Source organism: Ehrlichia ruminantium str. Welgevonden (assembly GCF_000026005.1).
Taxonomy (GTDB): domain Bacteria; phylum Pseudomonadota; class Alphaproteobacteria; order Rickettsiales; family Anaplasmataceae; genus Ehrlichia; species Ehrlichia ruminantium.
In genome coordinates, this window is record NC_005295.2 from 257,359 (window position 1) to 284,290 (window position 26,932).

Sequence of the window (26,932 nt, forward strand, 5' to 3'; positions counted from 1 at the left end):
AAGTTAATATATATGATTTTATCACTTTTATAGTGCTTTGTAATATCAAATGTGTATTTTTATTATATAGCCTGTATTTAAAAAGAATTAATGTATGATTAAACATAACTTAGTTAGTGATCTTAGAAGACTATTTATAGATTTTTTTGTTAAAAATGGTCATCAGTTTTTTCCATCTTCTCAGCTAGTAATAAAGGATGATCCTTCGTTGCTATTTACTAATGCTGGTATGGTACAGTTTAAACAGAGATTTACTAGTGTTGATGATAGAAGTATCAATACTGCCGTATCAAGTCAAAAATGCTTAAGAGTTGGTGGTAAGCATAATGACTTAGAGAATGTTGGACATACAAATAGGCATCATACATTTTTTGAAATGCTTGGTAATTTTAGTTTTGGTAGTTATTTTAAAGAACGTGCAATAGAATTAGCTTGGGATTTTGTAACTAAAGAACTGGCTTTGGATAAAAAAAGACTCTATATTACTGTGTATCATGATGATCAAGATGCATTTAATTTGTGGAAAAAGATTAGTAGTTTTTCTGACGATAAAATAATTAAGATTAAAACTAATGATAATTTTTGGAGTATGGGAAATGTTGGTCCATGTGGTCCTTGCTCTGAAATTTTCTATGATTATGGTGAATCTGTAAAAGGTGGTTTACCTGGTACTCCAGAAGAAGATGGAGCAAGGTTTACAGAAATTTGGAATTTAGTGTTCATGGAATATAATAGAACAGAAGAAGGTGAATTATCTGTATTACCAAGGAAATGTATAGATACTGGTATGGGGCTTGAAAGAATTGCTGCTGTTATGCAGGGTGTGCATGATAATTATGACATAAATTTATTTAAAGCATTAATTGCTATGTCAAAAAAAGAATCAGGTAATAGTTCTTGTGAAATTGCGCATAGAGTAATAGCAGATCATGTACGTTCAGCTGCATTTTTAATAGCAGAAGGCTTGACTCCTGGTAATGAAGGACGTGATTATATCTTACGTCGTATTATTAGGAGAGCTGCGCGTTATGTATATATGCTGAAATACACAGATTCTTTAATGTATAAAATTTTCCCTGTATTAATTGATGAAACAAGTAACGCATATATGGCGGATTATTATCCAGAGTTATTTAAAGCGAAGGATCTGATAATATCGATTTTAAAGACTGAAGAAGAAAATTTTAAAGATACTTTAGTTAGAGCATTACCATTGCTTGAAAAGGAATTAACGTATTTGTCTACTGGTGATGTATTATCAGGTGATATTATTTTTAGATTATATGATACTTATGGATTCCCAGTAGATATTACCTTAGATATTATCAAAGAAAGAGGTATTAGATTTGATGAGAAAGGCTTTTATGATAATATGGAACAACAAAAAACTAGGTCCAGACTCAGTCATTTGATAAAGTCTACAGAGCAACTGAATGGGAAAATATGGGAAGATATTAGACAAAATTATAATAATACAAGGTTTGTTGGATATGATAATTTCCAAGTTCAGTCGAAGATATTATCAATGGTTATGAATAATGATAGAAATGTTACAGTAGCTAATGTTGGAGATAAGGTTAGTATACTAATGGATATTACTCCATTTTATGCTGAAGCTGGAGGACAGCAAGCGGATACAGGACTACTTAGTGTTGTTAGAAGAGATGGGAAAGATTTATTTGGCTCTAGTAATATTGCTGATGTTACGAATACGAAAAATATTTTTGACGGACTGTATATTCATGAGTGTATTGTAAAAAGTGGGTCTTTGATTATAGGAGATATTGTTTCTGCAGAAATAAATTCTCACAGAAGAAAAGATTTATGTGCTAATCATTCAGCTACACATTTATTGCATTATATTTTGAGAATGGAAATTGATAATAATATTATGCAGAAAGGATCGCTAGTGGGCAATGATAAGCTACGTTTTGATTTTAGTTACAATATGGCATTGACTGAAAAACAAATTAAATTAATTGAGAATAGAATGTGTGATTTAATTAGACAGAATCACCCTGTAGAAACTAATATATGTAATTTGCAAAATGCAATGGATAATGGTGCTATAGCATTGTTTACTGAAAAATATGATAATCATGAAGTTAGAGTAGTGAATATAGGAAATTCAAAAGAATTATGTTGTGGTACTCACGTTAAATATACTGGTGAAATAGGATGTTTTAAAATAATATCAGAATCTAGTATTGCGTGTGGAATACGTAGAATAGAAGCTGTAACTGGTCAATATGCTATAGATTATTTTAGACAACAAGAAAAGGTTTTATATCAAGTTGCTGAAAGTGTTAAGTCTCCTGTAGAAGATGTATTAGTGCAGATAGATAAAATCAATAGAGAAAATCAAGAGTTAAAGCAGAAATTATGGGCTGCTTATTTTGATATTATTGATATGCAAGGTGTTAATATTGAAAAAATAGGAAATATAAATTTTTTACATGGTACATTGAGTAGTGTACCAATTGATGTTGTGAGAAAGTTTATTATGAAACGTCTTGTTAAAGATATGATTATGTTATTTTCTAACGTTGTGAATCATAATAAAATATATGTCGTAGGTGTTGGAAATAGTCTACATAGTAAAGTTAAGGCTGCAGATTTTGTGAAAATCATCGGTTGTGTTGTAAAGAGTAAAGGTGGAGGGAATGCTCAACTTGCTCAAATTAGTACGGAATATATAGCAGAGGTTGATGTGATACAGCACATAAAAGATGAATTAGTAAGTATTTTTAATGCCTAATCTTAATATTATGTAGACTTAATAGTTATTTTATTGTGAATTTTAAATAAGTTTTATTAGTGAGTTGTGTGTAAATATATAAAAGGTTTTTTATTATATATATTAGTTTATAAAAGTAACTTTAATGTGTTATGTGTTGTGCTGATGTTAGTATATATAACTAAGTTGTAACTTACTGTATTTTTTGTTTAAAGTGTGATTATTATATTATGATAATACTGAGTTGAAATTAATAAATGGGTGAAGATATAATATGCTCTGTGTAATTTTTTCTATTAATTAAGTATTAATATATAAAAATTATTAGTTTAAGAGTTAATAAGTATAGCATGCAATTTTTCTGCAGTTTTAACTTTACATTGTATGTTTCAGTATAAATAAAAAACTGAGTTTTTAAGCGTTATAAATGTTAGTTGCTGATCTTTATTAGTAAGTACTGGAATAATTAATTTCCATTTAGAATTTGTAATAATGTAATTAAATTATACGATAGTCTTGATTTTTTTATTAATAGTATAAGTAAAGAATTGTGTTATTGTAATAATGGGGTCTTTTTTTATTCTTTTTAACAGATCTAGATAATTAATAAAGCTTAGTTCAATGTTTTTGGTTTACTTCTTTTTATAAATTAGTATTAATTTCTCTTGTTCATTCTGAATCTAATATGAGAAATTAATGTTTATTTGGTATTTTGTATTATTAACAATGTTTGCTTTGTGGTTTGTTATAATTTATTTACTTTATATGAATTGGCATTTTTTTTTGTTCAATATGAATCTGTGAATAGTAGTTATTACTTTTATTGGTAATGCATATTTTTAGTTAATTATATTTATCACTTACATTTACGATTAGTTTTGATGCAACGCAAAAAACCTTATTGCTTTTTTACATGAAGGCTGTATCCCTCTTAACATAGGAAGTCAGTTGGCAGGACCTTGTGTATGTACTGCAATGAAGACTGTTTATTTAAAATAAACCTAATGTGAAAAATAGATGTCTATTTTTTATATTCTATGATTAAGAACACCTAATTAGATATTAAACTACAAATTTTTTGTATAAATTAGTATGTGTCTGTATTCAAATAAATTTAATATAGTAATAGTTACTGTTATTATAACTTATATTCTTTTACTACTCTTTAGAAGGTAAAAATTTAGGATGTTTAATATGAGCCTACATAAGTAATAATCATATCTATTTTTGGTAGTATGTTGTTAGCAAAACTTGTATAGAAATTAATTATAACTTATTTATGTTTTTGTTTATAGCTAATCTTATCATCTGTATTATGTTGTGAAATTTTAGTATATGTTATCTGAATCCTGAAAGAGCAATGTTAGGATAATTATTATTATAATGTTTAAATCTAAGTATTAATATACGTTGTGGTTAATGGTTTAAGCCTGTTATGGTTATTATGTTGATCATGTATAAATTACTTTATAGTCAAATTGTGCTTGACATAAATATTATGGTGAAAATTAAATTTGTATGTTTAATTAGAAACATGAGATTACATTTGTTAGTTTAGTATGTAGAAACTTTTTACTAAGTTTATATAAATTGAGCATTTCCTCTATGTTTGCCTTTCTATAGAATTTGTGATTTTACTTTTAATGTGTAGATTATTTTCAATATCTGCAATATATATTGTTTATAGCCTAACTATTAAGGAAACAATATAATCACTAAGGTATTTGTAGTCAGCTTTTTTACAACATCAACTGATATATTACAGTGTAACATGTGAAAAAATTTATAATAGATTTTGTTTCCTCAATAATAACACCTTGCATATCAGTACTGAACAGTAAATAATTGCTACTTTAATTCTTGATTGTCCATATTTATTTATGCTGTAATAATTGATTTTTTATATTAGAGCATTTTATTACATTTATCTGGTATCAATTTTGTTTATCAGAATATGCAACTTAAACTGAACTTGTTGAATAATACATTAAGTGAAAAATAATCATGAACGGACAAGCTTTATGCGAATAAGATAAGTACTAGGTAATAATAATTACATCATATTTGTTAGTAAGTGCTATTGTACATAATAATGTTATGTGTACATTTAAATATAGATACTAAAAAACTATTAATTTTTTGTAATATTACTCATGGCTTCAAACATTGTTTTACCTATTACTGCTGGAGTTTCAGCAATGATAATACCGGCACTTTTCATGATTTGTATCTTGCTTTCAGCACTACCTGAGCTACCTGATGAGATTGCTCCAGCATGTCCCATACGCCTGCCAGGAGGTGCGGTTTTTCCAGCAACAAAACCAACAATAGGTTTAGTTGTTCCTGATAATTTAATAAATTCTGCTGCCTCTTCTTCTTCTGAACCACCAATTTCTCCAATCATGATGATACCATGTGTATCTGGATCATTGATAAATAATTTTAAACAGTCTGTAAAAGACATACCGTGTATAGGATCTCCACCAATACCAATACATGTTGATTGTCCTAATCCTGCTTCTGTAGTTTGTGCTACTGCTTCATATGTTAATGTACCAGATCGTGAAATTACACCTATATGACCACGTTTGTGTATATATCCAGGCATAATACCAATTTTACACTCTTCTGGAGTAATAATTCCTGGGCAGTTAGGTCCTATTAAGATACTCTTGGAATTGCATAAAGCACGCTTTACTTGTACCATATCTAAAGTAGGGATACCTTCTGTAATACAAATAATAAGTTCAATTTCAGCCTCAATTGCTTCTAATATAGCATCAGCTGCGTACGGAGCAGGGACATAAATTACTGTAGCATTAGCTCCGACTTGTAATTTTGCCTGTTTCACAGTGTTAAAAACTGGTAAGTTAAGGTGATATGTCCCACCTTTACCAGGAGTTACTCCACCAACCATTTTTGTTCCATAAGCAATAGCTTGTTCTGAATGAAATGTACCATGAGCACCAGTAAACCCCTGGCAGATAACTTTTGTATTACTATTTACTAAAATGGACATGCTGCCTCTATTTCTTAACTATATTAACTATATTATATGCTGCTTCACTTAAATCATGTGCTGTTATGATATTTAACTTGGAATTATCAAGTAATTTTTTACCAAGCTCAAAGTTTGTTCCTGATAACCTTACAACAAGTGGAACGTTAATACCTATTTCTTGTATGGCAGCAATAATACCATTAGCAATTATATCACAACGCATTATTCCACCAAATATATTAACTAATATCCCATCAACATTGTCTGATAAGATAATTTTAAATGCTTCAGTTACAGTTTGTTGACTTGCTCCACCACCTACATCTAGAAAATTTGCAGGTTCAGCTCCATAATATTTGATAATGTCCATGGTAGCCATAGCAAGTCCTGCTCCATTAACCATACATCCAATATTACCATCCATCTTAATATAACTTAAGCCATGTTTTGAAGCTTCTATTTCTTCTGGAATTTCTTCATCATAATCTCGCAACTCTAAAATTTCAGGATGACGATATATTGCATTATCATCAAAATTCATCTTTGCATCGAGTGCAATAAAATCTCCAGATGATGTTTCTATTAATGGATTAATTTCTATTTGACTTGCATCTGTTTCCAGCATTGTTTTGTATATTTTTTCAGCTATAGAAGTAATTTTACGTGTCTGATCTACACTTAAATTGCTATCAAAACATAAATTACGTCCATGAAATCCTTGAAACCCAAATATTGGATCAATATTACATGTAACAACCTTTTCTGGAGAGTTTGCAGCTACTTCTTCTATATCAACACCACCTTCTGTTGAAAATATAATACTAATTTGTCCATGTTTACGGTTAACAATAGCACTGATGTAATATTCTTTTTTTATATCACATCCTTCTTCTAAATATACTTTTCTTACTTTTTGTCCATCTTTTGAGGTTTGATGTGTGACTAGAGTTGACCCCAACATATTTTTTATTGCAGTTTTTGCTTCATCTAATGTACGTGAAACTATAACTCCTCCTGCTTTTCCTCTACCTCCTGCATGGATTTGTGCTTTGACTACAATAACCTTTGAGTTGATCTTATTTATTGCATCATTAACTTCATTTAATGAGTGTACTATAACTCCTTCTGGAACACTTATACCAAACCTTTTTAATATTTGTTTTGCTTGATATTCATGAATATTCATACAGTATACCTTCCTGTCATAATTATTAATTTTAACATATACTTCACAGAGGAATTATAACAAACGATAGAGTGGTTGTTATCACACATTATTTTCAGTGCTCTCATTAGATTGATTAGCTTGAGAAGGTCTCTTTACTTGAAAATGCCTAGCATTGACTTGAAATTTTGTAAACAAAGGTTCATAAGGTACCTTATGTAATTTTTTTCTCCTTCTTTCACAATCATCTTTTTTCCTCGCACGTTTTTCTGAAGGTTTTTCATGATGTGTAATTTTCATTTGCCTAGGCTTGCCTTCACGTTGTAATTTCTTTTTCAGGGTACGTATACCTTGTTCTATATCTCCGTGATAAACTATAACTTCAACCAAAGAAAATCCTCCTATATAGATAAATAGAGCAGCAATAATAACAATAAGCAATTAATTATGTCAAATCCTTTTTAAGAAATTATGATTGTTATATGCCACTTACACTTGGCAATTCAATGATATCGTATTTAGCTAGCATTGTCTAATATATTAGTGATTCTGGTTCTAGTATTTTCTAGATCTTTATCTGATAAGGGTATAAACCCTAAGCTAATTAAATATCCGTTTTTACCAATAGATTCTTGTTTTAAAATTACTTTAATAAATTCTTTTAATCCAGGAGAGTTATTAAGATGTTTTTGTTTTATATATACATATATAGGTCTTGATAAAATATATTTTCCAGAGGAAATAGTTTCATATGTAGGTTCCACACCTGCAATTTTATTTCCATGTATTTTATCTTGATTTTGTATTAAAAAGCTAAAACTAAAAATACCAAAAGCAGCATTATTTTTTGCAATTTTTTGTATAATAATGTTTTCATTAGCTGCAACTTCAATGTACTTGCCATCATTGCGAATCATACTGCATGCGTGTTGTCTTTTTTTTAAGTCTGGGTATACTTCAATGAAATTTTTATGATTCATACAGGAATCCTGCATTATTTCTTCGATTAGTATATTATAAGTACCTGTGTTTTTGTATGGTCCGTAAACTTCAATATCAATATTGGGGAACCTATTATTAATTTCTGACCAATACTTAAAATCATTTGCTGGTATACTATGTGTATATTCTTCTGACGTTGCATACTTGCTTAAAGCTTTGAATAGATCTTTTTTTGTAAAATCAAGCTTATTACTATTGTTAGAGTTTGCAATAACAATACCATCATACCCTATAATGATTTCAATAATGTCATGAACGTCATTACTTTTACATAATTCTACCTCTGCATCCTTTATCTTACGAGATGACATGGCTATATCTGGTGTACTGTTTTCTACACCTTGACAAAACATACTAAAACCCATACCACTCCCCACAGACTCTATTATAGGTGTTCCATAATCTGAAAACCTCCCAAATTCTTCTGCTATTGCTGCAATAAATGGAAATGCTGTAGATGATCCAACAACATGTATATGTTCCGCATTAGAATCTTTGGGTAACATTACAAGCAGTAAAAATAAGACTAAAAGAAACTTCTTCATTAGATATATATCCTAAAGGTTAGATTCTATATAAAAGTCTGTACTATTCTATTTAATTAAGTATTAAATTAAAGATACTGCTTAATTAAAGAAAGTAATTTATCTACTTGAGGCTCTTTTGACTTTAAATCTGGTACAAAATGTGCTAAATATTCTCCTTTCTTATCTACAATATACATTATTCCAGAATGGTTAATTTGGTTATCATTGTCTGGTTGACCTACATATACTTTATACCCTTGTACTATTTGATTAATAGCTTCAATGTTTCCTGTTAACATTTGAATCCGTGAGTCAAAATTTTTGTGAAACTCTTTTAGTGTTTCTACAGTATCTTTTGTTGGATCAATAGTTATAAAGACTACTTGTAACTTGTCAGCTTCGTTGCCAAGTTGATCTAGAATTGTGGATGCTAACCCTAGTTCCATGGGGCAAATAGTTTTACAAGAAGAAAACCCAAAAAGGACTAACATATGTTTTCCAAGGAAGTCTTTACTAGATATCGTGATACCATCCTGATTAATTAAGCTAAAGCTAGTATTTATATCCGCTTTGTTCGATATATTAACATCAGGAGAGTCGTGTAACTTTGGTTGGAATATACCTTGTTTTGTTATGTAAGAATATCCCAAAAAAATTGCTGCAAATAGTAAACATAGATTAAGTATAAACTTGATAGCCTTCATGATGTGCTCCATTGTATAAAATTAGAGTTTTTTATAAAAACACGTATCATATATGCTATAACAATGTTGTGTTATGTCAAGTTACTAAAAATTTTTATAGTATGTTTTATCTTTGTAGTATTTAAATATGCAAATTGTGAATCTAAAATTTCTATATTTTGGTTAGTATTGTTTAGTTAAATAAAATTTAAACTTCTATGCTTTTTCTTTTAGTTATGTAGTAAAATTGTATATACTTACGCTATAAAAAATGATATTTTTAGTGTATAAGTAATTATATTTCAGAGTTGATTATGAATCTATTGTATATGTATTATTACAATGACTAGCATAAAATGTAGCAAGTAAATAATTTCTAGTGTAGTAGGTATTATTCTAAAAATGCTGTAGAGGAGTTTCGTTATTTATAAATTTAAACAGCTTATTATTTATATATATTAGTATAATATGTTTTAATTGTCTTTATTTATGTATTTGATTTTGTAGTAGATTTCTGGAACATGCATTGATGTTTTTTATACTAATGTTATGTAGAATAGTATGTACTTATAAATTTTTCTTTAAGTAATCATTTAATATAGATGTTGGTATTTTGTACTGAATTCTTGAAGAATTAATTTGTACTAATGTTTATTATTTTAATTATAATACTAATAATCACTATTAGATAGCTTATACCTTTTCTCTTAAATGTATGTTGTTTAATATATTACATTATAGGATTTTGTAATGAATTTTTAATATGTTAGTTGATATTTATGTGAGAGTTAGATAGGTATGATACTTGAGAATAGTTCTACTTGTTTTAAGTATATTTTATAGATGCTTTACTACGTAATAATCTTAAATTTTTTTTATCTATCAATATTTATGTAGTATGAAAGAACTTTATTAAGTTAAATATTACATATTTATATAGTATAATTTAATTCATATAATTAATTACTAAACTTGATAATTAATACAGGTATGTAACATAATGGTAAGTTTTGAAATTGCATAATGTATTAAATGAATAACTAAAAAATTACTTTACTTGTTTGTATATTATATAGGCATTAAAGCTTTAAAATTAATTATTATTATCTATTGGTATTTTAGTAAGAGTTTATAAGTTATCAAAACTATAGTGAGGTAGTTATCATATCAAGTTGGATCTGATATTTTGATATTTTTTACGGAAGTTATATATTGGCAAGCTTGTGATATAAGATTACTAATTACCTGTGCTGTAGTTTCTATATTATTTACCATTCCTACACTCTGTCCAGCCATAAGAGAGCCATTAGCAATATCTCCATCTATTACTGCTTTTCTCAATGCTCCTGCCCAAAACTTTTCAATACGAAGTTGCCCGTCTTGTTTTGAAATTTTTCCTTGATTGTATAACCTAATAATATCTTGTTGTAGCTCTAAGAATTTTACACTAGCGTCATTTTCTATAGCTCTTACTGGAATTACAGGGAAATCTTTGCTTAATTGTATAGATGAAACAGCATCTCTGGAAGAAGATTTAATGAATATTTCTTTAAAGTTCTCATGTATGCATGATTCATACGTACATACAAAAAGAGTGCCAATCTGGCAACCACTTGCACCCATTATGAGGTAATGTGCTATCATTTCACCACGTCCTATTCCACCTGCAATAAAAATGGGAATTTTCTTTAAAGATTCTTCTTGGCGAAAATACGGTAGAATTTCTTGTGCAAGTACAGACGTACTAACAGGACCTATATGTCCTCCAGCTTCCATTCCTTCTATTATTAGCGCATCTACTCCAGACCTAACTAAACGTTTTGCTATAGATAATGATGGTGCAAAACACATAGTCTTAATTTTTGCGTTCTTAATATAGTTTATCATTTTACTATTGGGAATGCCACCAGCAAGTACTATATGTGTTATTCCAGTTTCTATACAAACGTCAATTAAGTTAGTTAGATCTGGATGCATTGTGATTAAATTTACACCAAAAGGATGGTTAGTTAATTGTTTAGTAAGTATTATTTCTTTTTTTAATGTATCAGGATCCATAGAACCACATGCTAAAACACCGAAACCACCTGCATTTGATATTGCAGATACTAAATTATGATCTGATACCCAACTCATTGCTCCACCCATAATGGCAAAGCGACTCCCTAAAAATTCTGTACCTAACTTCCATAACTCTGATAGCATGATGACTCTAATTTATACTATACGATTAAAAATATTATCTTTATCTATAAACTTATGCTTTAGTGCTGCTAATATGTGTAAGATTATAATGCTAGAAAGCATATATGCACAAATATTATGACATTGTTTCGCAATGATAGCTGTATTTTTATTAATGTCAATCAGTAGAGGTATATTTAAAGATAAAATGTGTATAGCTTTACCTGAAGCTGAAGACATGATATACCCGGATATTGTCATTGTTAGTGATGCTATATACAGGCTAGCATGTATGACTTTGGATATGATAATTAGATAATTTGGGAAACTCTTAGGATATTGGGGTATTACCGATAAACATCTGCATATGAGACGTAATAGTAGTAATAGTAATAATGTTATGCCGATTGATTTGTGTACTGTATATATATTTGATAGTATTGGATAAGTATTAGCTAATAACTTCATCGAAAACCCCATTATTAGCATGAGTATAATTGGTATACCAGTTAACCAGTGCATTATTCTAAGAGAGTAGTGATATTTTTCTTTCATTAACTTAATTCAAGGTGTAAAACTTACCTATATCATATATAAGATGATATTATCAATATAAAATATATGTTTCTTAAGCATATCTGCTATGATAAAAACTATAATATATGTAGTGTATATAAAGAATAACAGTATGGTTATTTAGTATATATAGCTAAATCCTTGTATTCTAGAAAATCTTATGTAACTTTTTTATGCTTGTATTATGATTGATATACAAATAAGTAATGATGTGTTTGATAGTTATAGTCATGAGAGACTTTGTATAACAGGTAATTACAGAAAAAGTGGATAATTTGTAATAGTGTTTTAAAAAGGTGAATATTATTTATGGTTTTAGATTTTATAATTATCTCTCTCTTTATTTCTGTATTATCAAATCTAGTTAATTTTTTGAATAGTGATGTAAGATGAAGAGTAAGTTTGCGTAGTATTTAAAGGATAGATATTACATAATATCATACTTTTTACACCTATATTATTCTCTATTATAGCTATGTTATAAGGTGTAATTGAGTGTTGTGATAGTCATAATTAATAGATTTATAATAGTGTTTTTTATAGAACTAGTATGATAATTTATTATGTTGTAAATGTTATATAACAAAAATTGCTAGTGTAAAATATTGTAGAGGAATATCTAAGGCATATAGTTGTGGGTTCTTTTTAAAATTATTTCTGTATATGAAAATTGATTTATTGTAAGTGATTATAGTAATATAGTACCTAAGCGTATATTTTTTATATATTAAAATTAGTTATAGTTGTGTTTATAAGTTGCAAAAGGTAATGTGATATAATATAAATTAATATTTAAGAGATTAGTATTTTAAAATCATTGGATTAATAATAAATTACATTTTATTGGCGTATGTTTTTAATGTTGGATATTTTAATATGGAAAGGTTTTAAGTGACTGATGGAATTGTTTCTGTATAATAAAATTAAAATTAAATTTAGTTCTCTGAAACAAAGATAGTGTCGTTTATCAGTCTTGCAAGAAATGTTTTTGTATATATATCAATTGGGTTATTTGTAGCTCCAATATTTTCGTTAGTATCGATTATATTTACTGAAAGCCAAGTAGTAGATTTATTTGCGTATATTTTTTCTGAATATACAGTTAATACTGTAATTTTAATGTTAGGTGTTGGGGTTATAACGTTAATTGTTGGGATAGCAACAGCTTGGTTTGTAACTTATTATTCTTTTCCTGGACGTAAGTTTTTTGAGATAGCACTTTTCTTACCACTTTCAATACCAGGGTATATAGTTGCATATGTATATGTAAATATTTTTGAATTTTCAGGTCCTGTACAGAGTTTTTTAAGAGTGATATTTCATTGGAATAAAGGTGATTATTACTTTCCTAGTGTGAAATCATTAGCATGTGGAATTATCATTATAAGTTTTAATTTGTACCCATATGTATATATGTTAGTTAGAACTAGTCTGATAACAATTCGTAGTACTATTGCAGTTGCTACTACGTTATGTGCTTCTAAATACAAAATATTAACATCTATTGGGTTACCAACAATTCGTCCAGCTATTGCTGCAGGTATGTCATTTGTATTAATGGAAGTAATTTCTGATTTTGGGACTCCACAATTTCTAGCAATAGATACTTTTACTCGTGGTATATATAGAAGTTGGTTTCTGTTACATGATAAATATTCAGCGTGCCTTTTTGCATTAGTTGCATTGTTTTTTATATTTCTACTCATTGTGTTAGAGAAATTGTTTCGTGGTAAAGGGATATCTTATTCAACTATAAAAATGAATACCGATTACTACCATACTTGGCAAGTTAAAGGTAAAATTGCACTTGTAATGATATATTTGATATGTTTAGTTCCAATATTGATAGGGTTTGTGATACCGGTTCTTCCATTGTTATATTGGAGTCTTGAAAGAATCGATACCTTTATTACGCATACTAAATTTTATGTATCTATATTTAATAGTGTTAGTGTAGCATTTTTTACTGCTATTATTACTGTTATAATATCGATTATTATGTCATATATTGTTAGAAAGAAGGAATCCTTATCTTATGCGATTAAATTTGTTGTTATGGGTTATGCTATTCCTAATACGATAGTTGCTATGAGTGTAATGGTTTTACTTGGTAGTTTATCTAGTTTTTATTTTTCAATTGCTCTTATTGGTACAATATTTGGTTTAATGTATTCTTATGTTTTTAAGTTTCTTGCTGTATCTCTAGGTCCTATAGAATCTGGCTTAAATAAAGTACCTCGCGAGATAGATTGGTCTTCTTCTTTGATGGGACATAATGTTATCTCTACATGCATTAATGTTCATATTCCAATGATTCAGAAAAGTGTAGTAGTAGGATTTTTATTAGTATTTGTTGATGTAATAAAGGAATTAGCAGCTACGTTAATTATAAGACCTTTTAATTTTGATACGATGACTACCAGAATGTATGAACTTGTCAGTGATGAAAGATATACTGATGCAGCACCATATGCATTAATAATAGTATTAATTGGATTAATATCAGTAGTAATATTATGTAAAATATTTCAGTATGATAGAAATAAATACAATAAAGTTATTGTATAGGTTTTTATTAGTATTTATTTAAAAAAGTTTTATGTTAATCACATTTTAATAATATGTATATTGTGTTAAAAGTATGTAGTAATTATCCTTATTCCTAGAAAATGTCTTGTGTAATAAAAGTTGACTTTAATTATTATCATGTTTTTATTATAACTAATATTGTTCAATATTGTGTATGTTGGTTTGTTAGTAGTAGTGCATATATAAAACTTTAATTATATTACAATTTATAATCAAGAACGAATGATAAAAAGTACCAATTCTTTATAAGATAATTTGTTACGACATATACATGTTTGTAAAAAGAGTTATTTACTAGAGTTACATTTATCTTTTATTTAACACTTTTTCAAAGGTACTTGTAATATAAGTAAATAAATACGTAATTATGTAACAGTAAAAAAATCTCTGCTGGAATTCTAAGAGATTACCTTAGTTTATAAATTTGAACTGTATTGTATATGTGTTGATGTATTGATCAGAGTATTACAAATAGCAAAACTTTAACTGTGTTATTGTGTACTAATAAAGATAAATAAGAGTATATTACCCAATAGTGAAGAGCTAATAGATAAGTATATACAGTTTGTAAATTTGAACTGTATAATATATGTGTTGACGTATTGATCAGAGTATTACACATGAAAAACTTTAACTGTATTATTGTGTACTAATAAAGATAAATAAGAGTATATTACCCAATAGTGAAGAGCTAATAGATAGGTATATACAGTTTGTAAATTTGAACTGTATTGTATATGTGTTGACGTATTGATCAGAGTATTACAAACAGCAAAACTTTAACTGTGTTATTGTGTACTAATAAGGATAAATAAGAGTATACTACCCAATAGTAAAGAGCTAATAGATAGGTATATACAGGCGACTGTTTTGCTACGATTACATCTATCTTTCGTTAAAGGCTTTTTCAAAAGTACTTGTGATAGGAGTAAATAAGTAGTTAAGTAGAGTACGTGATTGTGTAATAATAAAAACCTCTGCTGGCATTCCAGGGTATAGTCTGAGGTTTTTAAGTTTCTTAGACTGTTCCTTTGGAATTATTACTTGTATTTTATAATAACGCATCCCGTTTGCTTCAGTTAATGCATCAGCTGATACTTGGGTGACTATTCCATTTGCTAATCCGACTTTACGTATGTTATAAGCACTAAGACGTACTTTTGCTTTTAAACCTTTGTAGTTTTCATATGATACCATATTTACTTCTTTTGTTTGTGCTGACAGTATTTCTTCTATATTTCTTGTTTGTATTTTTGCATCTACAATTAAATTATCGTTTGATGGTACAACGTTTGTAATAGGTGCTCCTGGTGGTATTACACCTCCTTCTGTATGATACTTTAATCCTGTAATAATACCAGATTGAGGAGACCTAATCACGGTACGATCTAATACGTCTTGGGCAGTTTTCATTCTTTCTTTTAGATCTGCAATTGCAGAAATTGTATCTTTGAGTTCAATACTGATCTTATTTTGTACGTTATTAGTTATATTAATTATTTCTAATTTATTTTCTCCGATTTTTTGATTTACTGATGCAATAGCAGACTCTATTTGTCCTATTTTTCCTTGAGATTCAGCATACTGTCGTTCAAGAGCAATAATGTAAGGTTTGCTAATATATCCATCTGCTAGTAAGCTTTTTTTGGCTGCTAATTCTTCATTAATCAATTGATGTTGAGTTGTTGCTGAAGTTAGTTGTGCAGATAATCCTGATAATTCTTGATGTAATTGCTTAGTACGTTGTTGTAAGATATTAATTTGACCAGATATATTTTTCTGATGGGACTCAAAGAGTTGTTGCTGGTTCTTTATAATTTGATCCCGTATTTCTTTGTTAGATAAATTGTTTATAGAATTTGGAAATTTTATGTGGTTGTAGTTATATTTTATAGCTGTTAGCCTAGCTTCTGTTGCTAGCATATCTAACATACGTTCTTTTATAATATCTAGATTAGCTTGGGCTGTAGTGTTATGTAGGTATATTATGGGTTGGTTTTTTTCTACAAATTCTCCTTCCTTAACTAGGATTTTCTCTATAATACCACCTTCTAGGTGTTGTACTATTTGTTTTTCTGACGAAGATATTACTTCTCCTTGTGCAACTACAGATCCATCTAATGGAGCAACTGCTGCCCATATTCCAAATACACCAAAAAATAACAAAATTACTATGAATCCAGTAAATAGTGGACCCCATGATATTTTTAGTACTTCATTAGATGTGTCTTTTTTATTATATTTAAATAAGAAATTTATAATACTGTCTATTATGAGTAGTGTTTTTTGTAAAACATGTAATTTTCTTGGTGCTTCATTGTTTGTTATGTGGAGTGTATTATGACCTAAAAGTTTTGGAAGAGAAAACCCAGTCTTTACTAATTCTTTGAGTTTCTTATACATATATGTGTTATCAAGTAGTTTTAACATCTAGGTTATAACATATCTCGCAAATAATTATAAGATACAATTTGTTAAATAAATGTTTTAAAATACATTAACTTATATAAAATTTTAATAAAATTCAAATTTAAACCCAATATCTTTATCGGATACACTAAGAACAACTGCTAGTTTATTCTCTAAATATTGTGATTAGTTGTTTAATAATTTTCTTAAATAAAATTGATGGTACATTAAGTAAGTCAACTTCATTAGAAAAATTCAAGATTCGTAACCTTGTGGTGTTAATGTTAATCGTTAAACTTAACTTTAAAGATATTAAACTTTTCTAATTTATCTGCTATTAAAGATTTAGCATTATGTATTTGTATTATGTTATTAATACGTCTTTCTAGAAAAAGTGTAGTATAGTTATGGTTTTCAGAAAAGTCATTAATAAAGTACATGAGAGTGCTAACATATATAGCTGCTAGTGTAGTTCTTTTTGTATAGTAATTAAAATCAGTAGACGTATCTCCTGCTAAGTTCCAGATAGCGTCTGTTATTTTGTATAAAGATGTGATAGAAAAACACATATTATATGGTGTTGCAGATAATATGTTCTTTAATAATTCTCTATAGTTTGATAAAGATGAGTAGTATATTAAACATAGTTGTACAGCGTATTGTATTTTTTCACGAACTTTAAAATTATTAATATTATCTATTTCGTTGAACTTTATGGTGATAAAATTGATTAAATCGTCATTAATATGGTTTAGTATATCATATATTCCATTATGAAATTTGCAGAAATCTTCATATAAATTTAAATCTATACATGCTTTTAATAAGGTTTCATCTGATACTCCATAAAATGGTATTAATGCAATTGTTGCTTTTATTATTGTGGAGCGACTATCCATTTATTTATGTCTTTGTATTAAACTATATGATATATTATCAAAATATCTAATAATTAGGTAAAACATTTTTTTAATATATAAAAAATACTGAAATTGTTTAATAATATTAAGTAGATGAAAAAGCATAATTGTATTTTTACATTGATGGTAGATTAGTATTGTATTGAATTAATATTTTTCATGTATAATAAGATGACAATTTTGTTGAATGATCTTCGTAAAAAGAGATTATCTGTTTTTACATTGAGTGATGTGTTTAAATTGTGGTTAAGTTAACATTTGTGTGTCATTAAGTGGTTATATTGCTAAATAGTATAAAGAGGGTATAAGACCATAATTGTTTTGATGATATCAAGTACCATAAGTGAGTAAGGTATTTTTTAATATATAACGGAATTGTATGTTTGTTATATGGTATTCAAATTAAGTAAAGTTCCTTGATACTATTTTGACGTTGTATTATATATGAATATGTGAAGATATTGTAGTTAGTAAACATTTTTATATGGTGTGCATAAACAGATTGATTTTGTTAATCTTAAAAAGATTATTATCTAATTGAAATTATATCATTTTTCAATGTTACTTAATGTATATAGTGTGTACCTAATATTAGTAGGTGTTAAACTAGTTCAAGTATGGTTAGCAGTTTAAAATACTACTTTAGTCTACATTAGTATAAGATTTAATTGGTTGAGTATAGATAAATATCTATATTATAAATGTTAAAATATACTACATTTATGATGCCTTAATTATAACATTTTGACAGCATTTCTATGTATTACATGAATAAGATCAGTACAATATTTAGCATTTTATATCGATGATTTGTCTATAATGTAATTACTAGTTAGTAATCTACATATTCTATTTGTACTTCAATAAATGGTTTGTTTTTGATATCATACCTTAATGAGTCAAACACTATGCTCTCTATGTGATGCTTAATTTTATTTTCTTTCTTAGTATGGAGTTGAGAACTGATTTTAGATGTAATTTTTTTTATTAGGAAATTATTGCTAGTTGAGTTATCTAGAACTCCTGGTGCGAAAATTCTTGGTGTCTTTAGCAATTCTTTTCTTCTATTAAGGATTAGTGTTACTATTATTATTCCTGCATCTCTCATCTTTTTTCGCATGAAAATAACATTACTTTGTGGATGATGTAGAAAATTACCATCAACACCAAAATAACCAGATTTTACAGAATTAACTTTTTTCCCGTGTACTAAGTCTATTACATCTCCTGGGTGAACTATAATTGCTTTTTCTACATTACATTGTTGAGCAACCTTTGCATGTTCATGCATATGTATATATTCTCCATGTACAGGAATAGATAGCTTAGGTCTTACTAAAGAATACATTGTACATACTTCAGGTCTAGATGGGTGACCGGATACATGTACATGTTCCATAAATTCTGTTATGACATTAACTCCCATATTAACAAATTTATTAAATATATTGTATATGCGCTTTTCATTACCTGGAATGATTTTAGAAGAGAAAATGATAGTATCTTCATTTTCTAATTTTGTTAAAGAATGAGAATTATTTGCAAGTTTAGCAGTAGCTGCTAATGGTTCACCTTGGCATCCGGTACATAGGAGCAATATTTGATTTTTTGGTAATTTGTTTGCTTGGTTAATATCAATGAATTCTGGGATATCTGTAAGATATCCACTATCTTTTGCTGCCTGTATTATCCTTATAAGGGATTTACCCAGTATTGCTATTTTTCTGCCTAGTTTCTTTGCTACACATCCTATAGTGTTGATTCTTGCAATATTAGAAGCGAATAGGGATATAGCAACTCTGTTATTACAAGTTTTGAGTATGTTAAATAAACTTTCTTCTAAATCACCTTCTGAGCCTGATTTTTTTTTGGTGAAAATGTTCGTTGAATCACATACAAGTGCTAATACTCCTTGATTTCCTAGTTCCTGTAGTCTTTTTGTATTAGATAAAGGGCTGATTACAGGATTATTGTCTAATTTCCAATCTCCTGTATGTATTACCGTTCCTTTTTCGGTGTGTAATGCTATTGCATTCATTTCTGGTATAGAATGCGTCATGTTTATGAATTCAAGAGTAAATGGTCCTAATATAAGCTTCTGAGAAGGATCTATTTGGGTAATATTAGCGTTTAGTGAGCATTCTTTCAATTTTGAGTCTAACAGTGAAGCAGTAAACTTAGTAGCGTATATTGGGCACTGTAAGTCATGCCATAAATATTGTATACCTCCTATGTGATCTTCATGAGCATGTGTTAATACTATTCCTAGTAGATCTTTTTTGTTTTGCTTAATGAAACTAATATCAGCAACAATCATGTCTATTCCTGGCATGTTGTCATCAGCAAAACCTGCTCCAAAGTCAATTATAACCCACTTGCCTTTAAAGTGGTATAAATTAACATTCATACCTATTTGTCCAACTCCACCCAATGGTATGAACAATAAATTATCTATATTCATTTATTATTACATCATAAAACTTCAAGAAGTAGCATACCTTATTTAATACTTAAAGAAAAGTATTAGGATAATTATAATTAATTTCTTAAACCTAAGTATTAAAACACATTTAGGTTAATAAAGCTAATACAAATGTAATACAACTTAATTAATAGTACATAAGCTACTTGATAAGTGATTGTATTTGAAATAACTATATAATGCAAGTTAGGAGTGTGGTTTTGATTGGAAATATGAAAAAAAATTGTATTTTGTTTAGTTTATTATGTAAAAGTCTATTATGGACTTTATATTTTAAGTGATACTTACTATAAGGTGTGGTGTGAATGAAAGTACAGGTAATGCATTTACTTGAACAAATACGGGTTATGTGCCTGTTAATGTATACTATAGGGGCAATGTTATTCATATTAAAGTACTGTAGTTTAATCAATCAGGACTTTAAGTTAGTATCTAATTGGTTGGTTGGTATATCAGTAGTTTTATTCTTAACATTATCTTTTGCTAAGTTAATGTGTGATTATTTCTGTAAATTTCAGAATCGTGAAGGAAAAGAATTATTAAATAGGAATCAAGTGAAAAATTTGATTAGCCATAAATCAACTAATAGTATAACAACTTTTAGGCATGTGGGTAACACTATACTTGTTTCTATTAGTATTTTTAGTGGTTGCTTATTGGTTATTAATAATTCTCTTAGCATGAATAAAGAGTTAATGGCTGATGTTTATGGTGTTTGGTTGATTATTGGAATTGTGTTTGTTGGATTATATATTGGATTTAGAGTGTTAGGTGCATGTTTAGGTATCTGTAGTAATTTTGCTGAGAATATGGACATGAAAAATATAGGAGGTATTACAACTGAGTTAGTAGTTCAGGAAATTGCTTCTCAATTATCATCATCATTTGATATTGTGTAAGTTTCATTGTGAATACACTGGTTATTGCATTGATAGATATGTGTTGATTGAGTTTATTTTTTTTTATAGTTATAAATTCTGTTGGTACTGGCTCATTATTTATTAGTTTTCATATTTATTATAAGCGAGTAGATAAATATCCTTTAAGCTATGGTTGTTATGATAAATGTTAATTGATAAAGTAAATAGGATTAGTGTTATTACTGTACTACTATGTTAGTATTTTAGTAATATGGTTTGCCTGTTAGTAGGATAGTACTTAAAGTGTAGTGTATACAGGAACTGATAAGATAGAATAAAAAAAATAATAATTAGTGATACTAGTTACAAAGTATTAAAAAAGTATCTATTTGATGAAATAAAATGTTCTCTGTATATTTTAATGTTAATAGCATTTAGGAATATATATGATTTTGTATTTTGGACTAGTAATCCTGTGTGTTAATTATGAAAAATATGGTGATGTTACTTATTAAGATTATTAAGTCCATTGAAGCTCTGACTGATAGGAGTATATGATTTTAATATTTGGCAAGTCAGGATTCTTGATTTTGTAATATAAGATTATGAAATTCATATAGATCTTATGTTATAGTTAGGATATTTTCTTATCCATATTTAACTCCTTACTTTTAGTATTGATGCTTTACAAATTTACAGATATTTGGCAAAAAAATTGTATCGATAATAGTGTAAGTTTCTATAGTTTATGGTGTTTTTTAAGTCATGAAAAATTTTGTAGTAATTTAAGTGTAAAAGATTTTATAAGAAATTCTTCTAATTTTTTACATAAGGTATTTATAAATTTGTATTTTATTAGTAATGTATTTCTTCAGGTGGGAGTTTTACATATTATGAGATAGATCACTGTAAGTTTTGGTATTTAGATGGGTTATTTGCTAGTAATGTTCTGTAATTTTATTTAAGACATATATATGTTATAAAAATCTTAAGTACCATAATTAAAAATGTTATGAGTAGTTGTGTTTGTAAGAACAAATTCTTAGAATAGTATTGAAATATAATGGTATTGTGATTATGGTAAGATAATAATTATAATACATACTGATGTATAGTTATTTAAGTCTATTACTCTTATCATTAATTAATAATGTTGTACTAACGTTTTATCATCAAATTCAATAAGAAATTGATTAGATAAATGTACATTAAATAGTTTATGTTATACTAGGTATTATTCGGATAGTAAACTTTATTGAGTAGAAGATATATTAGTGTATTATAAACTTTTCTGAATTGATGTGATATTAGTAATATCTGCTACTGATAGTATTATATGCTACAAATAAGGTATAATATTTTGCTAACAAAATAAGAATAGCTGAATATTAGAAAATTGATAAAAATATGTAGCTACAATTATTTTTTCATTATATATATAAAGGATACTTGCATTTTTGATAAGATTTTGTAATATTGCATTTACCAATATTGTAAAATCATTAAATTTCTATTGACTAGAATTTTTGATTCTTTTATATAGTAAAGCATGTTTCTGTAATTTAGAACATGAGATACTTTTATATCAATTTTAAACTGTCAGGTTGTTACATATATGCCAACGATAAATCAATTAGTTCGTAGTCCACGTAAGTCTCGTGCTTTATTGAATAAAGCACCTGCACTCCAACATAATCCGCAAAAAAGAGCGGTTTGTGTAAAAGTATACACTACTACTCCTAGAAAACCTAATTCAGCATTACGTAAAGTTGCACGTGTAAAAATTGCTGGTTATGGTAGTGAGGTTATAGCTTATATACCAGGTGAAGGTCATAATTTACAAGAGCACTCAGTAGTACTAATCAGAGGTGGACGTGTAAAAGATTTACCTGGGGTTAGATATCATATTATACGTGGTGCATTGGATTCTAGAGGGGTGCAAAACAGGAAAAAAGCACGCTCAAAATATGGTGTAAAGAAAAGTTAATTAATAGTGGTTATATATGTCTCGTCGTCGTAGGGCAAATAAGAGGGTTATTACTCCTGATTCAAAATATAATAGTGTATTATTGGCACGTTTTATCAACGTTATTATGCGTTCTGGTGAGAGGTCTATTGCTGAGAAAATAGTATATGGAGCACTAAGTAAGGCAGAAAATCGTATTGGTGAAAGTGCTATGTCAGTTTTTAGTTCTGCTCTGAATAATGTTATGCCACAGATGGAAGTACGTTCTCGTAGAATAGGTGGTGTCACGTATCAGGTGCCAGTTGAGGTAAAAGAAGATAGATCTGTTTCTTTGGCTTTGCGTTGGATTTCAAAGGCTGCTGCCACAGCTAGGAAGCGTAGTAATAAAATGTACATGGATTGTTTATGTAATGAATTATTAGAAGCGTACAATAAGCGTGGTGGTGCGTATAAGATTAGAGAAGAAAAATATAAAATGGCAGAAGCGAATAAGGCATTTTCTCATTTTCGCTTTAATTAGTATTAATTTTTGGAGATAAGTTAGTGAGCATAGATAATGAATTATCTAAGTGTAGAAATATAGGGATTATGGCGCATATAGATGCTGGAAAGACTACTACTACTGAACGTATACTTTTTTATACTGGTAAGCAGAATAGAATTGGTGAAGTCCATGAGGGTGCAGCATCTATGGATTGGATGGAACAAGAAAAGGAAAGAGGTATTACAATAACTTCTGCTGCAACTACATGTTTTTGGAACGATCATAGGATTAACATTATTGATACGCCAGGGCACGTTGATTTTACAATAGAAGTAGAAAGATCTTTGCGAGTTTTGGATGGTGCAGTTGCTGTGTTTGATGGTGTAGCTGGTGTTGAGCCGCAATCAGAAACAGTGTGGCGTCAAGCTGATAAATATAATGTTCCTAGAATTTGTTTTATGAATAAAATGGACAGAATGGGAGCAAATTTTTACCGTTGTGTTGACATGGTAATTGATCGATTGGGTGCTACGCCTTTGGTGTTGCAATTACCTATAGGGATTGAAAAAGATTTTGTAGGAGTTGTTGATCTTTTAGAAATGCGTTCTATTATATGGGATGAAGAATCTCTTGGTGCAAGTTTTCATTATGGAGAAATTCCAGGAGATATGATTGATATAGCTCATGAGTATAGACATAAGCTTTTGGAAAGTGCTGTTGAGTTGAATGATGATGCAATGAATTTGTATTTTGAAGGTAAGGAAGTACCTGTCTCTTTATTGAAAAATTGTATTCGTTTAGGTGTTATTCAGTCAAAGTTTGTACCTGTATTATGTGGATCTGCTTTTAAGAATAGAGGGGTACAACCTTTGTTAGATGCTGTGGTTGATTTTTTGCCTGCACCCAATGATGTTGCTATGATTGAAGGGATTGATGTTAAAACTTCTAATCCTGTGAGTATAAAGTCGTCTGTTAATGAGAAATTTGTTGCATTAGCTTTTAAAGTTATGACTGATAAGTTTGTAGGTAGTCTAACTTTTATAAGGATTTATTCTGGAAAATTATCTAGTAAGACTACAGTATTAAATGCTGTAAAAAATTCTACTGAATCTATAGGTAGAATTTTATTAATGCATGCAAATAATAGAGAAGATATAACTGAAGCTAAAGCAGGTGATATTGTTGCTTTGGCTGGATTAAAGAAAACGGTAACAGGTGATACATTATGTGCTTTAGATTATCCTGTAGTACTAGAGCGTATGGAGTTTCCTGATCCTGTTATGGAAATTGCAGTAGAACCCAAATCTACAGCAGATCAGGAAAAAATGGGGATAGCTTTAAGTAGGTTGGTGTCTGAGGATCCTTCACTTGGTATGTGTGTTAATCCTGAAAGTGGTCAAACTATTCTTAAGGGAATGGGTGAATTGCATCTTGAAGTAATTGTAGATAGGATGCGGCGTGAATTTAACGTTGAAGCTAATATCGGTGCTCCTCAGGTTGCATATAGGGAAACTATTACTAAGTCTGTAGAGATTGAATATATTCATAAAAAGCAAACAGGTGGTGCTGGACAGTTTGCTAAAGTTAATATATTGTTTGAACCATTACCTCCTGGTTCTGGTTTTCAGTTTGAGAGTAAAATTACTGGTGGTGCTATACCTAAGGAATATATTCCAGGAGTTCAGAATGGTTTAGAAGCTATTAGGGGTAGTGGTATGCTAGCAGGGTTTCCTGTTATTGATTTTAAGGCCACATTATTTGATGGTGCATTTCATGAAGTGGATTCTAGCCCTTTAGCATTTGAATTAGCTGCAAAAGGTGCTTTTAGAGATATGGTAAATAAAGCTGGTGCTATATTACTTGAACCTATCATGAAAGTTGAAATAGTTACTCCTGATGAGTATATGGGGGATGTTATAGGTGATGTTAATAGCAGAAGAGGTAGAGTTGCTGAGATGCAAGATCGCAACAATACTAAAGTGATATTAGCGTTTATTCCTCTAGCGAAAATGTTTGGTTATGTTAAAGATTTGCGATCTATGTCTCAAGGTAGAGCTCAATATAGCATGTATTTTTCTTGTTATGAGCAGGTACCTGATAATATATTGGCAAGTGAAATAAAGAAGTAAATAATGGGTGTAATATTATGGTAGATGGAAGGAAGCCGCATATAAATGTTGGAACGATAGGACATGTTGATCATGGTAAGACAACATTAACTGCTGCATTAACGACAGTATTAGCGAAGAGATTAAGTGGTGAAGGGAATAAGAGTGTCAAGTATGATGAGATAGATAAAGCACCGGAAGAGAAAGCGAGAGGGATTACCATTTCAACAGCACATGTAGAGTATGAGACAGAGAATAGGCATTATGCGCATGTAGATTGTCCGGGGCATGCTGATTATATAAAGAATATGATCACAGGGGCAGCTCAAATGGATGCTGCGATATTAGTAGTATCTGCTACTGATGGTGCGATGCCACAGACAAGGGAGCATATTTTGCTAGCGAAGCAGGTAGGGGTAAAGGACATAGTAGTATGGATGAATAAGTGTGATGTAGTAGATGATGAAGAGATGCTATCGTTAGTTGAGATGGAGATAAGAGAGTTATTAACAAAGTATGGATATCCTGGTGATGATATAGATGTAGTGAAAGGATCTGCAGTCAAGGCATTAGAAGAAGAATCGGCTGATGGTGTCTGGAGCGAGAAGATAATGGAATTGATGAATGCTTTAGAGAAGATAGATTTACCAATAAGAGAGAAAGACAAGCCATTTTTGATGTCTATAGAGGATGTATTTTCAATACCCGGGAGAGGGACAGTAGTAACAGGAAGGATAGAGAGAGGAGTAATAAAGGTAGGGGACAAGATAGATATAGTAGGATTAAGAGATATACAAAGTACAGTATGTACAGGTGTAGAAATGTTTCATAAGGCTTTGGATGCTGGTGAGGCGGGGGATAATGCTGGGATATTGTTAAGAGGTATAAAGAAAGAGGATGTAGAGAGGGGACAGGTATTAAGTGCACCTGGACAGATACATTCATATAAGGGGTTCAAGGCAGAGGTATATGTATTAAAGAAAGAGGAGGGTGGAAGGCACACTCCATTTTTTTCAAATTATCAGCCACAATTTTATGTTAGGACAACTGATGTAACAGGTAATATAAAATTACCTGATGGGGTAGAGATGGTAATGCCTGGAGATAATATAAGTATCGAAGTGAATTTAGATAAGCCAGTTGCGATTGATAAAGGGTTAAGATTTGCAATTCGTGAAGGTGGTAGAACTATTGGTTCTGGTATTATTACTGAAATTTTGGAGTAATCAATGTACGTTA

17 protein-coding genes are annotated in these 26,932 nt (G+C 29.2%); 7 read left to right on the top strand and 10 right to left on the bottom strand.

All coding sequences use genetic code 11. The features are described from left to right. Positions 1–94: 94 nt before the first annotated feature. Positions 95–2,758: an alanine--tRNA ligase gene (alaS, locus tag ERUM_RS00815; protein ID WP_011154834.1), complete on the top strand. Its 2,664-nt coding sequence runs from the start codon at positions 95–97 to the stop codon at positions 2,756–2,758. Between the two features lie 2,110 nt (positions 2,759–4,868). On the opposite strand, the gene sucD is transcribed toward alaS, so the two are convergent. The 7 genes from sucD to ERUM_RS00850 all read right to left on the bottom strand — a co-directional run bounded on the left by sucD (position 4,869) and on the right by ERUM_RS00850 (position 11,854). Further along, the gene (gene sucD / locus ERUM_RS00820; RefSeq protein WP_011154835.1) at positions 4,869–5,756 is read right to left on the bottom strand and encodes a succinate--CoA ligase subunit alpha; all 888 of its coding nucleotides are present in this window, start codon (positions 5,754–5,756) and stop codon (positions 4,869–4,871) included. Between the two features lie 7 nt (positions 5,757–5,763). Continuing rightward, positions 5,764–6,924, bottom strand: coding sequence for an ADP-forming succinate--CoA ligase subunit beta (gene sucC, locus ERUM_RS00825; protein WP_011154836.1), 1,161 nt, complete (start codon positions 6,922–6,924; stop codon positions 5,764–5,766). 81 nt (positions 6,925–7,005) lie between these two features. After that, on the bottom strand, positions 7,006–7,293 hold the full coding sequence (rpsU, locus tag ERUM_RS00830) for a 30S ribosomal protein S21 (RefSeq protein WP_011154837.1): 288 nt from the start codon (positions 7,291–7,293) through the stop codon (positions 7,006–7,008). A 128-nt stretch (positions 7,294–7,421) separates the two neighbouring features. Then, positions 7,422–8,450 (bottom strand): substrate-binding domain-containing protein, encoded by a 1,029-nt coding sequence (locus ERUM_RS00835; protein WP_011154838.1) that lies wholly within the window; start codon positions 8,448–8,450, stop codon positions 7,422–7,424. A gap of 68 nt (positions 8,451–8,518) precedes the next feature. Continuing rightward, positions 8,519–9,136 (bottom strand): SCO family protein, encoded by a 618-nt coding sequence (locus ERUM_RS00840; protein ID WP_231089412.1) that lies wholly within the window; start codon positions 9,134–9,136, stop codon positions 8,519–8,521. Between the two features lie 1,146 nt (positions 9,137–10,282). Further along, positions 10,283–11,320: an NAD(P)H-dependent flavin oxidoreductase gene (locus ERUM_RS00845; protein WP_011154840.1), complete on the bottom strand. Its 1,038-nt coding sequence runs from the start codon at positions 11,318–11,320 to the stop codon at positions 10,283–10,285. Positions 11,321–11,332: 12 nt separating this feature from the next. After that, positions 11,333–11,854, bottom strand: a complete 522-nt coding sequence (locus ERUM_RS00850; protein ID WP_011154841.1) for a cytochrome b — start codon at positions 11,852–11,854, stop codon at positions 11,333–11,335. A 978-nt stretch (positions 11,855–12,832) separates the two neighbouring features. Between ERUM_RS00850 and ERUM_RS00855 the strand changes: the two genes are divergently transcribed. Continuing rightward, positions 12,833–14,443, top strand: a complete 1,611-nt coding sequence (locus ERUM_RS00855; protein WP_011154842.1) for an ABC transporter permease — start codon at positions 12,833–12,835, stop codon at positions 14,441–14,443. Between the two features lie 906 nt (positions 14,444–15,349). Here ERUM_RS00855 and ERUM_RS00860 read toward each other — a convergent pair. From ERUM_RS00860 to ERUM_RS00870, 3 genes are all read right to left on the bottom strand, one after another. Beyond that, positions 15,350–16,894, bottom strand: coding sequence for an HlyD family type I secretion periplasmic adaptor subunit (locus tag ERUM_RS00860; RefSeq protein ID WP_011154843.1), 1,545 nt, complete (start codon positions 16,892–16,894; stop codon positions 15,350–15,352). Between the two features lie 263 nt (positions 16,895–17,157). Then, a complete protein-coding gene (locus ERUM_RS00865; RefSeq protein ID WP_011154844.1) occupies positions 17,158–17,772 on the bottom strand; it encodes a COQ9 family protein in 615 nt (204 codons plus the stop codon). Positions 17,773–18,625: 853 nt separating this feature from the next. Next, entirely contained in the window at positions 18,626–20,254 is a 1,629-nt protein-coding gene (locus ERUM_RS00870) for a ribonuclease J (RefSeq protein ID WP_011154845.1), read from the bottom strand. A 326-nt stretch (positions 20,255–20,580) separates the two neighbouring features. On the opposite strand from ERUM_RS00870, the gene ERUM_RS00875 reads away from it, so the two are divergent. The 5 genes from ERUM_RS00875 (at position 20,581) to tuf (ending at position 26,919) form a co-directional block, all read left to right on the top strand. Continuing rightward, complete coding sequence (locus ERUM_RS00875) at positions 20,581–21,174, top strand: hypothetical protein (RefSeq protein WP_011154846.1); 594 nt, start codon at positions 20,581–20,583, stop codon at positions 21,172–21,174. 1,576 nt (positions 21,175–22,750) lie between these two features. Then, positions 22,751–23,122 carry a 30S ribosomal protein S12 gene (gene rpsL, locus ERUM_RS00885; RefSeq protein WP_011154847.1) on the top strand — a complete coding sequence of 124 codons (372 nt, stop codon included), beginning with the start codon at positions 22,751–22,753 and terminating at the stop codon, positions 23,120–23,122. Between the two features lie 16 nt (positions 23,123–23,138). Continuing rightward, positions 23,139–23,621 carry a 30S ribosomal protein S7 gene (gene rpsG, locus ERUM_RS00890; protein WP_011154848.1) on the top strand — a complete coding sequence of 161 codons (483 nt, stop codon included), beginning with the start codon at positions 23,139–23,141 and terminating at the stop codon, positions 23,619–23,621. A 23-nt stretch (positions 23,622–23,644) separates the two neighbouring features. Beyond that, positions 23,645–25,714, top strand: a complete 2,070-nt coding sequence (gene fusA, locus ERUM_RS00895) for an elongation factor G (RefSeq protein ID WP_011154849.1) — start codon at positions 23,645–23,647, stop codon at positions 25,712–25,714. 17 nt (positions 25,715–25,731) lie between these two features. Then, complete coding sequence (gene tuf / locus ERUM_RS00900) at positions 25,732–26,919, top strand: elongation factor Tu (RefSeq protein ID WP_011154850.1); 1,188 nt, start codon at positions 25,732–25,734, stop codon at positions 26,917–26,919. The last annotated feature ends 13 nt before the right edge of the window (positions 26,920–26,932 follow it).